Origin of the sequence: Apibacter adventoris (assembly GCF_002964965.1) — a bacterium.
GTDB lineage: Bacteria > Bacteroidota > Bacteroidia > Flavobacteriales > Weeksellaceae > Apibacter > Apibacter adventoris.
Window position 1 is genome coordinate 1 of the sequence record NZ_PSZN01000020.1, and the last position, 14,018, is coordinate 14,018.

The window sequence follows — 14,018 nt, forward strand, 5'->3', positions numbered from 1 at the left end:
AGAAAGATCCATCTGGAGTACGTACGATAGGAATAAATGCAGGAGCGGGCTTTGGTGCTGGAGCCACAGTTTCAACCGCAAAAGTATATAAGCTAAGTAATGGGATTCGTAGAATAGGTAGTTGGTTTAGTAAAAAATAATATATATAGAGATTATGAAAAATTTAAATATTTTCTTTTTAGTGAGTTTTGGATTATTTATTTCTTGTTTAAAACCCAATTGTGAATCAGCTTCTAATATTGACAGAGAGAATGAGTGTATTTTAATATTAAATGAACTACCATCAACAAGCCAAGCTTATTTAAGTTTAAAAGGTAGAGATATCCAAACTGGTAACCCATGTACATGTAAAGACAATGGTCGTTGGTGGCTAAAATTCAGAGATAATATGTCTGTAGGAGATACCTTAATAAAACGCAAAGGAGAGTTAGTATTTTATATACATAAAAAAGATACTATTTTAAGTTTTCCCTGGGAATGTGAGGGTAAAATATATAAATAATGAAAAATTTAATTTCGCTTTTAATTTGCATTTTGATGATTTCCTGTACATTTACTTATACTAACAGAACCAGGGATAAGGAAAACAGAGAAACTATGGAACAATCCAAAATTAAAGAACTAATCCTAATAATTTCTGTATCAGGAGGAACAAGAGCTCATATAATAGATATTGGCCAAAATAATGAATTAACGTATCGAATAGGTTCGTTTAGTGTCGCAGATGATTTTGACTTATCCAAAGTCAAGTGGAACGATAATTATAAAGTGATAAAGAAACAATTAAATAATGAAGAAATAGGGAAGATAAAAAGCTATTGTTCTCGTAAAGAGGATTTAATATTCAATGATCCCAAAATAGTTAAAGATAGTTGGGAATATTATCTCTATATAGATGGAAATAAAGTTGCCTTTGGGCGCAAATTCAATTACGAGGACTTTCCTATAGAACTCAAGAATTTTATAAATTATATTCTTGGGATAACGGGTAAACTCTATGATATACCAGGAATGTCCTAAACATATAAAGCCCGCAATTAGCGAGCTTTTCTAATACATAATACTTTGCAATTTAGTTTGTTTAAGGAACGAATCTAGCAGTTCCATTACCACGTTTCTTTTATCGTCCGGGAGTTTTTGAATATCGGCAATTTTAACCATAAGTTCTTTATCAAAAATCAGCTTAGAGTTACAGATAATCAATAAGAAACTAAAAAAAATACCATAATTTTAACAAGAAAATCTGATTGTGCTCAAAAAATGAAAATAATTAATTATATTTTACAAAGTTATGTGAACTAAGCTATCTTAAGGTATTTATGATGAAGTTGCTGTATATAAAGAACAATGGGCATATGATCCATCAAGTGTTGGTGGTTTTAGAACTAAGGTTCTACTTGGAGCAAAAGTAAATTTAAAATTTGATATAAAATAATGCAAGAAGTTATTTTTAATGTAATAAATAAATCTGACTATTTACTTTTTTTAGATAACAATGAGATTTATGTAAAAAGATCTTTTGGTGGATTTACTTTTATCTCAGAAATATACATCAATAATAAATTGAAGATTAAATCTAAATTAATACAAATTTTACTCTATAGGAAACTAAAAATAGTTGAATCAAAAATTACAAATAAAATACATTTAATAAATAACAATACATTTAAAGTCAATAATGAAATAATAACATATAAAACAAAAATATTAAGTAAAAATCCAAACTATAGTTTTTATAGTAACGATGTGTTAATATTAGAATGTTACGTACCTCCATTACTAGCTGCTAAAAATCAATATCGTTTAAAACTCTACTCCGAAAATGAAAATCTAATTCTATATATCATATGCTTTTTTATCATTTTCAGTTTAAATGATATTCCCAGCGAATAAGATAAAAAGAAGCTCATAATAAGCTTCTTTTTATATATTACCCCAAGCAAACTAGTAACAAATCCATCAAGATTAAACAGGATTCCTTTTGATTAATAAAAATAATTTTAAACATAAATGATTGATCAGAATTAATCTCTTTTAATGATTTAATTAAATTCTCTAAGTTTTCCTTGTTAATATTTATAAAAGTTTTATAAATAGGAAATTTAAAATAGCTAAAATTTATACTATTAATGATCTCTTGTTTTTCAACGACATTAAATTTATTTTCCTTAGCAACCTTTTCTACTTTATTTTTACAATAATTATAAAAATAGTTCTCAAAATCTATAACCTCAATGAGCTAATCAATCAGATCTTTGTTACCCTAAAAAAGGGATTGATGGAGATGGAAGAAGTTGAGTAAAGCAACTAGATGAATAAATCAAAACAAAAATAATTAATAAATTTTTATAGAATATATTTTACACCTTTTATTTTTATATTAACTCAAAAAACATTTAATAAAACGTTAACAATGTTCAGCTGTTCATTAAAGAGTTGTTGAATTTGGGGCATTTTACTCACAAGTTCATTATCAAAAATCAGCTTAGAGTTACAGATAATCAATAAGAAACTTAAAAAAATACCATAATTTTAACAAGAAAATCTGATTGTGCTCAAAAAATGAAAATAATTAATTATATTTTACAAAGTTATGTGAACTAAGCTATCTTAAGGTATTTATGATGAAGTTGCTGTATATAAAGAACAATGGGCATATGATCCATCAAGTGTTGGTGGTTTTAATTTCCTCAAGTCTAATAAAATCAGATTAGGTTCTGAAAATAACTGATTCTATTACAGGAAATAATTTAATTAAGGCCTAGCCTCATCTAAATCTGAAAGAACAAGAATCTTGGAAAAGTACCACTAGTGATTATAAAAAGGCAGTAAAAAATTATGTGAAATGAAAAAAGTAGTTATTATAATATTTACATCTATTTTATATAGTTGTATTACTTATAATCCTGTGATTGCAGATTATAATTTAATTAAAAAAGATGATAAAATAATAAGTTTTAAAGTTTTTTTAAAGAATACAACAAGTAAAGTAGTTGAAATTTCATATAATTTAGAAAAATTGAATGTAGGTTGTGGAAGTTGGGATACATTAGGTATAGAAACTTTTAATATAAGAGATGTAAAAAAGTATTCATTAATAGATAATTTTTTATTAGAAAATAAGAAAGGTGAATATAGAAATTTTTTTAATAGAAAGGCTATACGGAAGGTTTTTTATAATAAAGAAATTATTGATTTTTCAGGACTGGGTGAAATGATAATACACTGTGAAGATAATTCTACTATATTTATTAAGCCTAAAGGCTATATGTTATACGATACGTTATCAATTGACTATAATTTTTTAAAAGTAAAAAATTATGATACAAAAATTAGATTGGTGTATGTATATAGAAGTAGTAATGGTAAATTAGAATTTATAAAGTCTAATTGGATCAACTTAAAAGAGTAATTTTTTAAATGTAAACCCAAATATGCCCCACACCATAACGTGTGGGGTTTAATAATATAGTAATATTTACTTATATTTACACAGCATACGCATTTTTGGTTTTATAGTCACGCAGGAATGCTTCTAGTAAAGTATTTACAATACTCCCCTATTCATATATAAATTTCAGAAAAATGGAGTGTTTTTATGATAAAAATGGAAATGCATTATCCAGTGGAAACTCTGTTGAAGCGCATATCCCTAAAACAGATTATAACCCTAAAGTGATGACTAACTATTAGCTTATGATTTTTAATAAAAGTATTTATAATAATTTATCAGATGATATAAAAGACCAGCATCTTAAGACATGAAGGTGGAGCTAAAGGGCATATTGGGAAACCAAAAGCCAGTCATTCACAAATATATAGTGATCAGAAAAAACAACCTTTATAACCCAAAACCACGCCTGAATTTAAAAAACATATTGAAGATAATATCAAATATTATGAAAAAAAATAAAATAAAAATAGTTTATATTTTTGCCTTTACGATAATTACATTGTTATTTTTTAATTGTAAAAATAAATCTATTCAAGTTAAAATTGAAAATCAAGAGCCTTGGTATGATTCTATAAATAAAAAGGATAGTTTATTTACTATAAAGTTATTTACTACCTTGAGTTTCAAAAATTCAAATTCAAAAGATATTATTATAGAAAGAAAAGATTATAATAATTTCTTTATAATTTTCAGAAAGGATACATTTGCTTTAGTTCCTGAAATAAATTATGCAAAAAAGATAGTTAAAAAAGGAGATAGTATTTCTATTGTATATTTAATAGATTTATATCATAAGGAAAAAGACTTTGATAATCCTGCCTTCTTGAAAGAGATTGAAAACTGTTCGATTAAACAATATAACAATCATAAAAAAATCAAAAAATCTTCTGAATACAAGATTCAGTCAAGAATAAGTTTATGGAATGCTCCTCCTTCCCCAAAAACTATAGATTAACATTAATTAATGTAAATGGCTATTTATAGAAAAAGTTTGATATTTTCATTAGTGAGTTTATTGTTCTCTTGCAATAAACAGAAGGAGCAAAAAAATATAGTCCCAAAATTAGATTTCGTAATTAATGAATCTTTGAATAAATTAATTTTTCAGGAAATGGAAGAGTTTTCTAAGCATACAAATTATAACTTGGTTAAACTAAAATACCAAAAAAAAGCAAATATTGACTATGTTTTAGTTTCAACTTCTGGAGATTATATACAAGATTCTATATTATACTGTCAAAAAATAAATAATAAACTAGTTTTTGTTTATAAAAGCAGCAATCCTGAGATAAATAAGATTTTTTATTCTCAAAATAATTGTGATAGTATTCCTAAAGAGTTCCTCAAATATAAATATAATTCTAATAATCCTAACTGGAGTGACCCTTGGTATAAAATATTCAAAGTTTTAAAAAAGGATTCTATAGTTCCTTACAATGAGAAATTTGAGGATAGTTTATTTATATCTTTAGAAATCCCTATATCTTATAAATAATGATTCGATAAAAAAATTTAATAATAAAAATACATTTAAAATTATTGATGAAATAATAACATATAAAAAGATTTATCCAATTACCAGGCTCGAAATTATGATCCGGCGATTGGAAGATGATTTAATTTAGCCCCACTTGTGAAACAAATGAGAAGACTCTCACTTTGTAATTATGCGTTTAATAATCTTATCCGCTTCTTAGACCCCGATGGGATGGCACCAGATGATTGGTTTAAGAATAATCAAACTGGAGAATATGTTTGGATTAACACAGATCCAGATGCAGCAACAGTTGTAGCAAATCATACTTATATTGGTCCTAGTTATGATGACGTAAGAAAAGATTGGCAAGCAAATACAACGGCTATAGAAAGAGTTTTTTCAAACCCTAAAATAGATGCTTCAGGATGGCCAGGAGAAATTGGGGTTCCTAATAATGATAATTTAAGCTTAAAAAGTAAATGGTCTAATTCTGATAGTTTTATAGGTCAATTCTCATATAATTATGTAGATTCTTGGTATACTGTGCTTCGGTTTGCTACATTAAATACTTTTAAAAGTGATACATATTCAGCTAATGATTCAAGATATTTATATTTGATGGGCACCTCAATATGATTCAGGGGAAAGGGCATTAGAGTTTGTTTCCTCAGTTATACCATACTTAGGAGAAGTAAAATTATTTTCAGGAGCTAAAACACTAAATGCTAGCCAGTTTTCTAAAAAGTTTAAAGAAACTTCCATTTTAAAAGGTTCAGCGAATAGTAGGTGACAGAAAAATAAAATGTATAATTCTTTGATGAGATTATATAATAAGTATGTTGTACCTTGTGGTCTTAATAGTTCAGGGACATTTATAGATGGAACAATATTATTATCAGAAGAAATACAAAAATAAAATATGGCAAATAAAATTTTCGAATTATTAATTAAACAATTAATATCTGTATATATAGGATGCAGTATTATATTTTTATATTATAAAATAATTGGAAAAAATATTTCATATTCTGAAATAATTAATGCAGAGGATAAAAATACAGGTTTAAAAAAGTATAGATATAAGGGATTCTATATAGGGGTTTTATTTATGACAATACTAGTCATTTTAATAGCTGAATTTCTTTAGGGGGTGACTATTATTGCTCCTTATGAAAGATATTTTTTTGCAAACAGAGAAAAAACAGTTCCAAGAGTAGTTAAATACACAAATGAAAATTCCAAATATAAAACAAGAACTCTCTAGAGAGAAACATCGTTTAATAACCTAATAAATAAGCAATTGAAATTTATTTAAAAATGGTTAAAATATAGGGAGTTATAATGGTGATTCTGGAATAATTGACAATTGGGTTTATTAAAATTAATCTCATGAAAAAGACATATGATAATCTTAAAAAATAATACTAATAGAAAGATTGGCAGTAATAAATATTGGGAATATAAGGTATCTTTTCTTGTTGAATATAAAAAAAAGAATATCGATGAAGAGCTTATTTAAATAAAAATAATGATTCAATAAAAATCTTGTATTATGGTTTATAAAATTTATTTTAAAATAAAACTCTTTGATAAATAAGTTTTATAAGTATAAATACAATAGAAAAGAATGGCGAACGTAATTAGATTCAAATGTAATTTCTATGGATTTCCGACAATATGACATAACTTTAGGAAGGTTTACATATATTGATAAATTAACTGAAAGTGCTTTTGTAGAGTCAGACAAAAACAAATCTTAAGCTTTTGAAACAGCTAAATTTGTTAATTACAAGTTTGGGGATGTTGGAATTTTAATAGAACCTGAATCTTGTGGAGTGGTAACCGTTATTGGCACCATTGTAGGAAATTATTTTGGGGGAGAAGTTGGAACAGAAATTAGTAAAAATTTAATAGAAAAAGCATACGAATAAATGCAAGAAATAATAATTAAATTCAGTAAAAAAAAGTTAATCATCTTATTATTTTTAAGTTTTATTTTCACTTATTGTAGTATTAATTTTATTTCAAACCCTGAAAAATTTGTAACAATAATGTATCCTAATAAAAATTTAATTAGATTTACAGGCTATTTAGGAGTTTGTTCTTTTGGAATATCATCAATTTCTATTTTTCTAAAATTATTTAATAAAAAACCCGGATTAGTTATAAATTCCGATGGTATAATTTTTCATGCAAGTGCAAATACATTGGGTCTAATAAAATGGAAAGATGTTACAGATATCAAAACATACAAATTTTACAATCAGAACTATATATTAATAATGGTTAAAAATCCAAAAGAATATTTGAATAAATTTAAACATGTTAAAAAGTTTTTATACAAAAGAAATCTAAATAATAACGGAACACCTATTTTCTTATCATCAGCAGGGTTACAATGTAATTCAAAAGAAATGGAGAAATTATTAAAAGAAGAATTTAATAGATACCAATCTATTTCTAAATAAAAATAAAATGTAGCAGGAGCTAAAACAGGTTATGTAAAGTTAATAGAAATAATACTAAAAAAGCTAAAATTCATAAAGAGATAGATCATGCAAGATTAAATCTTTATTTTTTTCATTATGACGAAGGTCTTTTTGATTATTTATCTATTCATACTAATAAATTGCTTTTAGATAATAAAGAAATTTCCTTAATGAATAGAGAAACACTACAAGACTGGATAAAAAAATATTATAATGAAAATATTATTATTTATACTTATGACTATACAAATAATGGTTTAGACAAAAGTTTTTGTTTTGAAAAAATTAACCTGACAGTATGCTTTAAAAAAACTAATATCTGATATTTGCATACAACCTATAACAGTATATTTAATTTTTCATTTAATGAATCTAAGTATCTTTATAATAGTACACATACTTAATATTTAGGAATGACACAATATAAAAATTAAAATGAATAATAATAAAAATCAATCGGAGAATATTCGCTTGAGTTACCATCAAAATCCTGCAAATGGTTCACTGGAAATACTGGAGGAAAATCATTATAATCCGTTTGGATTAAAACATGCGGGGTATGCCAACAATAACCTGCAAACGGAGAATAAATATAAATACAATGGAAAGGAATTGCAAAGTGAACTGGGACTGAATATATACGAATATGGGGCAAGAAATTATGATCCGGCGATGGTAGATGGTTTAATATGGATCCGCTTGCGGAGAAATACCGCAGATGGTCTCCTAATACTTATGCAATAAACAACCCTATATTCTTTATTGATCCGGATGGAATGGCAGTTCAGGGCGTATATAAACCAACCCCTAAAGAAGCTGCCGCAATGGCGGCTCATGTATATGGAGACAAATCAGATAAAATTCTTATAGGGGGCTGGAAAGTTTCTAAAAAAGATTTTGGAAAAGATGTAATCTTGAATGATAAAGATTCAGGATTTAAATCTCAAGTATATGAAAGAACGATAGATGGAAAGACAGAATATACTTATGCTACTGCGGGAACAGAAGATTTAAGGAAAGATGGAGTTACAAATATAAAGCAAGTGCTTGGGGCGTCAAGGCAATATAAGCAATATTCAACAGCAGCTAAAGCTATCTCAGGTCAGTTAGGCAATGCTGAATTAACATATGTAGGCCATTCATTAGGAGGAGGACTAGCAGCTAATAACTCTATGCTAACAGGGGATGCTGCAATTACTTTTAATGCAGCAGGTGTAAGTTCTCTAACTAAAAAATCCACAGGAGCTAAAGGAAGTGATAATAATATAATAGCATATATAATGACTTCTGACCCATTAAATCTTATACAAAATAATAATACTACAGGTCTAGGTCTTATTATGCCTGATGTAGATGGAGTTAGAAAATATATAGCTCCATCTAATAAAGCATCTAAAATAAATGGACATAGTATAGATAATATATTAAAAGAATTGGAATAAACCCTGATTAACAAATAAAATTATGAAAAAAAAGATAGTATTATTCAGTTTACTATTTATTACTTTATTGTCTTGTAACAAAATTAACCGAGATAGAAAGGTAGATAAAGATAAACTTCTGAGTTCTGATTATAGATTATTTCAGAACACTCCTGCATGGAATCTAGCAAAAGCAGTTTGGGATAATAATCCTAAAAAAGTAGACGAAGAAGTAAAAAAGAATCCAAAAATAATTAATTATCAGGACCCTTTATATGGTAAAACATTACTTCATTTAAGCATATATAATGGGCAATTTAAGTCTTTTCAAGAGTTATTAAAATTAGGTGCCAATCCTAATATTCATGATTCATTACATTGTACTTCTCCAATTATACAAGCCTGCCAAGATTTTGATAACAAAATAAAATATGTAGAAGAATTAATAAAATATGGAGCTAATGTAAATGATATGGAATGTTTGAGTGGTACTGAAAAACAAAAAACAAAAGATACTCCCTTAGGAGCTGCATCTAGCAGAGGAAATTTAAAATTAGTAAGACTTTTAGTTGAAAAAGGAGCTAAGTTAAATAGTAACGGGGAACAGCTAAGCAGAGCAATTCTCCAAGAACACTATAATGTAGTATTATATTTATTAGAACAAGGAGCTGATTGTAATAAAATATTATATAAAAAATATAATGCAGATAATTCTGAAACTCCCATTTATATTAAGGATTTAATAAATACTGATGAAAACCTTAGATCATCTAAAGAATATAGTAATATAAAAAATATATTAATAGAAAAAGGATGCCTATAGTTTAGAAATTAAAAAAATATTTTTATAAAAATTAATATTATTTATCATTTTTTTAAGTATAAATATTTTTTTGACGATATTTTAGATTGTAAAAATAATACTTGTGAAATATTTTCAAAAAATAAAGAATTAATGAATAATGAATTTCCTGATGAAAATTTGAAACCAGCCAGAATAATTAGTGATAATTAAGTATTTTGCAATTACTTTGATGAAGCATGGGTGGTAGTTTCTAATGCAGGAATTATTATTTGCCCAAAATGTGGTAAACGAAATAATAATCCTTTTTGGAAATATTGATTATATTTTAACAATAATAACCTGCAACTATTAGTTAAATACAATGGAAAGGAATGGCAAACGGAATTAGATTCAAATGTAATTTCTATGGATTTTCCGACAATATGACATAACTTTAGGAAGGTTTACATATATTGATAAATTAACTGAAAGTGCTTTTGTAGAGTCAGACAAAAACAAATCTTAAGCTTTTGAAACTGCTAAATTTGTTAATTACAAGTTTGGGGATGTTGGAATTTTAATAGAACCTGAATCTTGTGGAGTGGTAACCGTTATTGGCACCATTGTAGGAAATTATTTTGGGGGATAAGTTGGAACAGAAATTAGTAAAAATTTAATAGAAAAAGCGTACGAATAAATGCAAGAAATAATAATTAAATTCAGTAAAAAAAAGTTATTTGTCATGCTATTTGTTTCAATCTTTTTTACCTATTATAGTACTATTCATGTTTCAAACCCTGAAAGATTTATTTCATTAAGAAGAAATCCTAATGAAAATACAATTATTTTCATGGGATGTTTAGGAGTTTGTGTTTTTGGAATATCATCAATTTCTATTTTTCTAAAATTATTTAATAAAAAACCCGGATTAGTTATAAATTCCGATGGTATAATTTTTCATGCAAGTGCAAATACATTGGGGCTAATAAAATGGAAAGATGTTACAGATATCAAAACATACAAATTTTACAATCAGAACTATATATTAATAATGGTTAAAAATCCAAAAGAATATTTGAATAAATTTAAACATGTTAAAAAGTTTTTATACAAAAGAAATCTAAATAATAACGGAACACCTATTTTCTTATCATCAGCAGGGTTACAATGTAATTCAAAAGAAATGGAGAAATTATTAAAAGAAGAATTTAATAGATACCAATCTATTTCTAAATAAAAATAAAATGTAGCAGGAGCTAAAACAGGTTATGTAAAGTTAATAGAAATAATACTAAAAAAGCTAAAATTCATAAAGAGATAGATCATGCAAGATTAAATCTTTATTTTTTTCATTATGACGAAGGTCTTTTTGATTATTTATCTATTCATACTAATAAATTGCTTTTAGATAATAAAGAAATTTCCTTAATGAATAGAGAAACACTACAAGACTGGATAAAAAAATATTATAATGAAAATATTATTATTTATACTTATGACTATACAAATAATGGTTTAGACAAAAGTTTTTGTTTTGAAAAAATTAACCTGACAGTATGCTTTAAAAAAACTAATATCTGATATTTGCATACAACCTATAACAGTATATTTAATTTTTCATTTAATGAATGTAAGTATATTTATATGAGAAAACATTCTCCTTACAATTATGCCTTTAATAGTCCTATCCGCTTCTTAGACCCTGATGGGATGCTATCTAAAAATTTTTTAGATAATCTATGGAATAATTCTGACAATAATACCACTTGGCTTAATAAAGGTGATGGTACAGATGACTGGTTTGTCAATCAAAAAAATGGACAAGTAATTTTTATTAAAGATAAAGATTATATAGATCAATCTGATATAGGGCAGAATACAGGTATGAAAGTAGAGGATTTTACAAATATAGGAGCAGATAATATGTTGGGAGATAATGTTACTTTTGCTGGAAAGAATATTATGGATTATAAAGGAACTGTATTTATCGAAAATCCAGATTATTTTATGGGTAAACATGATTTTGTACCGGCTGAAAAAGTCTCAATCAAGGAAGAAAGATATTCTTCAGGAGGTCGAATGGGAAACGGGGAGAATATAACTAATGTAAATTATACATTAACCCAATTAGGCGATACTGAAAAAACTTATGTTAAATCTAATTTATTAAATATAAGACGAAATATAAGAGGTCCTGGAAAATCTAAGGGCTCTTATTCTTCTATAAATTGTGTAGTTTATGATATAGCTAAGACACCAGGTCAATCCAATTATAAAACATCTTATTTTAGTAGTCAAAGGACAGGGGATAATACTGCTTTTACATTAAAATTTTTTAGATATATTATTAACATATATAAAGCAATAAAATAATAATCAATAATGAAAAACACAAAAATTTATTTATTTTTTACATTTTTATTTATTAGTATATTATTGGGTTGTTCCCAAAAGCCTAAAACATTAACTACATTAAATGATAAAATATATGAACAATATAAGAATGGTTTCAAAAAAAACTTTATAAATCAATTTCCAGAAAAAAAGAAGGCTTGGGACACTTATATTATATTTACAGAAGATATACAGGATCACAAAACAAGCTTATTTCTTTATGATTATAATTTACATAAAGAAGAATTGTTAAGAGTAAAAAATATAATTAATACCTCAATAACTAAATATATTCCTAAGGATTCCTGCTTATTAATAGTGAATAGATTTGATTATTTAGACTTAAATGGAGTAGTAAAGACTAAGAAAATTGATACTAATTTAGTTAAGAGAAATTGTTATGTGGGAAAATATCCAATACCTAATTTTTTAGATTATAAAGGTTCAGAAGGACAACCGATGAAACTTTCGGAAAATTATACTATTTATGTATTGGAAGCTAAAGCAGGAGAATATGATGATAATTTTAAAATGAAACCTAATAAACAAATGCCTAAAAAATGGGAACATGGTTATTCTAAAGGAATAGCCTTGAATGAAAAAGATAAAGAGATTATTTATTGGAGTATTATGTGGTAAATAGTAAGACAGCCGTTTATGAATTACAAGAGAATATAACTATAATTCGAAATACTTAAGGATTACTGAATCCAATCAAAGAAGAATAGTACAAATAAATAATAGTAGTTATTGAGGTATGATATTTAAGGTTAGAAGGATAAATAATTTAATTTAATTCAAAATAATAAATATTATGTTATCCTTAATAGTAGATAAAAATAATATTGAAGATATAGACAATCTCTTTTAGATTCAAATGGTAAATATGAATTAAGAAAAGATCCCATTACTAAAAAAGATTCTATATTTTATATTTTTTTAGAAGAGATAGTTTACTCTTAATTAGCTCTGAATATGAAGATAAATTTAAAATAATGGCTAATGTCGACAAAGTAGATTTTTTTACTTATAAAACCAATACAATAATTTATTACTCAACCACACAATTTGAAATATAATATATTACTCCCAAACCATACTAATACCTACAAAAATCCATCTCCAGTTATAAATGATAAATTTGATAATGATTACTTGAAAGGAATAGTATACAAAATAACACAAGATCGCTTACTATATCTTTAAAAAGGAAATTTAAATTCAATATTTAGAAATAAAAAAGAGTATGAATTTCCAAAACCACCTAAACCTAAGACTATAGACTCTTTAGAATGAAAAAATAAGAGATAATTATAAGGAAAAATGACAGTAAAATTACTTCCTTTTTAAAAACCCCTGTTAATGATTTTATTAACAGGGGTTTTTATTGTACCCGGAGTGGGAATCGAACCCACACGATATTGCTATCACTGGATTTTGAGTCCAGCGCGTCTACCAATTCCGCCATCCGGGCAAGTAAACAGGGAGGCAAATATACTTATTTATTTTTTTCTTATCAAAATTATCTCCTTATTTTATTCTTTTATATATTCGTATAAATTTTAAAGATGAAAATTATAATTATTAACGGCCCTAATTTGAATCTGTTGGGAAAACGGGAACCTGAAATTTACGGATCTCTTACCTTTGAAGATTATTTTTCTTCCCTTCAAAAAAAATTCGCAGCGGTAGAATTAGAATATTTCCAATCTAACCACGAAGGTACTCTGATTGATAAAATTCATGAAATCGGTTTTTCTTATCAAGGAATCGTAATTAATCCCGGAGCCTTTACCCATTATTCATATGCCTTATATGACGCATTAAAAGCCGTAACCACTCCGGCGATTGAAATTCATATTTCTGATATTGATAAACGTGAAGACTTCCGTAAGGTTTCCGTTACCTCTGCTGCTTGCATTGCTCAAATCAAAGGTAAAGGACTTTCCGGATATGAAGATGCAATTCATACATTTATAAAGAATACAAAATAATAAAT

General features: G+C 26.3%; 16 protein-coding genes and 1 tRNA gene. 15 read left to right on the forward strand and 2 right to left on the reverse strand.

Features of this window, described 5'->3' with window-relative positions; genetic code table 11:
- Positions 1-154: 154 nt before the first annotated feature.
- From C4S76_RS08950 to C4S76_RS08980, 7 genes are all read left to right on the forward strand, one after another.
- Complete coding sequence (locus tag C4S76_RS08950; RefSeq protein ID WP_105193303.1) at positions 155-502, forward strand: hypothetical protein; 348 nt, start codon at positions 155-157, stop codon at positions 500-502.
- Positions 502-1,020, forward strand: a complete 519-nt coding sequence (locus C4S76_RS08955) for a hypothetical protein (RefSeq protein ID WP_146105720.1) — start codon at positions 502-504, stop codon at positions 1,018-1,020. Before C4S76_RS08950 ends, C4S76_RS08955 begins: the two co-directional genes overlap by 1 nt.
- A gap of 414 nt (positions 1,021-1,434) precedes the next feature.
- The gene (locus tag C4S76_RS08960) at positions 1,435-1,893 is read left to right on the forward strand and encodes a hypothetical protein (RefSeq protein WP_105194136.1); all 459 of its coding nucleotides are present in this window, start codon (positions 1,435-1,437) and stop codon (positions 1,891-1,893) included.
- Between the two features lie 952 nt (positions 1,894-2,845).
- The gene (locus C4S76_RS08965) at positions 2,846-3,412 is read left to right on the forward strand and encodes a hypothetical protein (protein WP_105194137.1); all 567 of its coding nucleotides are present in this window, start codon (positions 2,846-2,848) and stop codon (positions 3,410-3,412) included.
- A gap of 487 nt (positions 3,413-3,899) precedes the next feature.
- Positions 3,900-4,409 carry a hypothetical protein gene (locus C4S76_RS08970; protein WP_105194138.1) on the forward strand — a complete coding sequence of 170 codons (510 nt, stop codon included), beginning with the start codon at positions 3,900-3,902 and terminating at the stop codon, positions 4,407-4,409.
- A 132-nt stretch (positions 4,410-4,541) separates the two neighbouring features.
- Positions 4,542-4,949 (forward strand): hypothetical protein, encoded by a 408-nt coding sequence (locus C4S76_RS08975; RefSeq protein WP_146106011.1) that lies wholly within the window; start codon positions 4,542-4,544, stop codon positions 4,947-4,949.
- Positions 4,950-5,096: 147 nt separating this feature from the next.
- Positions 5,097-5,567 (forward strand): hypothetical protein, encoded by a 471-nt coding sequence (locus C4S76_RS08980; protein ID WP_146105721.1) that lies wholly within the window; start codon positions 5,097-5,099, stop codon positions 5,565-5,567.
- Here the strand turns inward: C4S76_RS08980 and C4S76_RS12120 are convergent.
- A complete protein-coding gene (locus tag C4S76_RS12120; RefSeq protein WP_260209345.1) occupies positions 5,559-5,693 on the reverse strand; it encodes a hypothetical protein in 135 nt (44 codons plus the stop codon). The genes C4S76_RS08980 and C4S76_RS12120 overlap by 9 nt on opposite strands.
- 1,169 nt (positions 5,694-6,862) lie before the next feature.
- Here C4S76_RS12120 and C4S76_RS08990 point away from each other — a divergent pair.
- From C4S76_RS08990 to C4S76_RS09025, 7 genes are all read left to right on the forward strand, one after another.
- Entirely contained in the window at positions 6,863-7,399 is a 537-nt protein-coding gene (locus C4S76_RS08990) for an STM3941 family protein (RefSeq protein WP_105194142.1), read from the forward strand.
- A 456-nt stretch (positions 7,400-7,855) separates the two neighbouring features.
- Positions 7,856-8,164 carry a hypothetical protein gene (locus C4S76_RS09000; RefSeq protein ID WP_181044094.1) on the forward strand — a complete coding sequence of 103 codons (309 nt, stop codon included), beginning with the start codon at positions 7,856-7,858 and terminating at the stop codon, positions 8,162-8,164.
- The gene (locus C4S76_RS12155) at positions 8,110-8,862 is read left to right on the forward strand and encodes a hypothetical protein (RefSeq protein WP_181044095.1); all 753 of its coding nucleotides are present in this window, start codon (positions 8,110-8,112) and stop codon (positions 8,860-8,862) included. Before C4S76_RS09000 ends, C4S76_RS12155 begins: the two co-directional genes overlap by 55 nt.
- A 22-nt stretch (positions 8,863-8,884) precedes the next feature.
- Positions 8,885-9,664: an ankyrin repeat domain-containing protein gene (locus tag C4S76_RS09005; protein ID WP_105194144.1), complete on the forward strand. Its 780-nt coding sequence runs from the start codon at positions 8,885-8,887 to the stop codon at positions 9,662-9,664.
- A 658-nt stretch (positions 9,665-10,322) separates the two neighbouring features.
- On the forward strand, positions 10,323-10,862 hold the full coding sequence (locus C4S76_RS09010) for an STM3941 family protein (protein ID WP_105194145.1): 540 nt from the start codon (positions 10,323-10,325) through the stop codon (positions 10,860-10,862).
- A 407-nt stretch (positions 10,863-11,269) separates the two neighbouring features.
- Entirely contained in the window at positions 11,270-11,998 is a 729-nt protein-coding gene (locus tag C4S76_RS09020; RefSeq protein WP_105194146.1) for a hypothetical protein, read from the forward strand.
- Positions 11,999-12,007: 9 nt separating this feature from the next.
- A complete protein-coding gene (locus C4S76_RS09025; protein WP_105194147.1) occupies positions 12,008-12,658 on the forward strand; it encodes a hypothetical protein in 651 nt (216 codons plus the stop codon).
- Positions 12,659-13,409: 751 nt separating this feature from the next.
- Here the strand turns inward: C4S76_RS09025 and C4S76_RS09030 are convergent.
- Positions 13,410-13,493 (reverse strand) — tRNA-Leu (locus C4S76_RS09030).
- A gap of 94 nt (positions 13,494-13,587) precedes the next feature.
- Here C4S76_RS09030 and aroQ point away from each other — a divergent pair.
- Positions 13,588-14,013, forward strand: coding sequence for a type II 3-dehydroquinate dehydratase (gene aroQ / locus C4S76_RS09035; protein WP_105194148.1), 426 nt, complete (start codon positions 13,588-13,590; stop codon positions 14,011-14,013).
- Positions 14,014-14,018: the final 5 nt, after the last annotated feature.

Bases quoted from the DNA above. Each gene is read 5' to 3' on its own strand.
- C4S76_RS08950 (WP_105193303.1), top strand. From the start codon at position 155: ATGAAAAATTTAAATATTTTCTTTTTAGTGAGTTTTGGATTATTTATT.
- C4S76_RS08955 (WP_146105720.1), top strand. From the start codon at position 502: ATGAAAAATTTAATTTCGCTTTTAATTTGCATTTTGATGATTTCCTGT.
- C4S76_RS08960 (WP_105194136.1), top strand. From the start codon at position 1,435: ATGCAAGAAGTTATTTTTAATGTAATAAATAAATCTGACTATTTACTT.
- C4S76_RS08965 (WP_105194137.1), top strand. From the start codon at position 2,846: ATGAAAAAAGTAGTTATTATAATATTTACATCTATTTTATATAGTTGT.
- C4S76_RS08970 (WP_105194138.1), top strand. From the start codon at position 3,900: ATGAAAAAAAATAAAATAAAAATAGTTTATATTTTTGCCTTTACGATA.
- C4S76_RS08980 (WP_146105721.1), top strand. From the start codon at position 5,097: ATGAGAAGACTCTCACTTTGTAATTATGCGTTTAATAATCTTATCCGC.
- C4S76_RS12120 (WP_260209345.1), bottom strand. From the start codon at position 5,693: ATGGAAGTTTCTTTAAACTTTTTAGAAAACTGGCTAGCATTTAGTGTT.
- C4S76_RS08990 (WP_105194142.1), top strand. From the start codon at position 6,863: ATGCAAGAAATAATAATTAAATTCAGTAAAAAAAAGTTAATCATCTTA.
- C4S76_RS09000 (WP_181044094.1), top strand. From the start codon at position 7,856: ATGAATAATAATAAAAATCAATCGGAGAATATTCGCTTGAGTTACCAT.
- C4S76_RS12155 (WP_181044095.1), top strand. From the start codon at position 8,110: ATGGATCCGCTTGCGGAGAAATACCGCAGATGGTCTCCTAATACTTAT.
- C4S76_RS09005 (WP_105194144.1), top strand. From the start codon at position 8,885: ATGAAAAAAAAGATAGTATTATTCAGTTTACTATTTATTACTTTATTG.
- C4S76_RS09010 (WP_105194145.1), top strand. From the start codon at position 10,323: ATGCAAGAAATAATAATTAAATTCAGTAAAAAAAAGTTATTTGTCATG.
- C4S76_RS09020 (WP_105194146.1), top strand. From the start codon at position 11,270: ATGAGAAAACATTCTCCTTACAATTATGCCTTTAATAGTCCTATCCGC.
- C4S76_RS09025 (WP_105194147.1), top strand. From the start codon at position 12,008: ATGAAAAACACAAAAATTTATTTATTTTTTACATTTTTATTTATTAGT.
- aroQ (WP_105194148.1), top strand. From the start codon at position 13,588: ATGAAAATTATAATTATTAACGGCCCTAATTTGAATCTGTTGGGAAAA.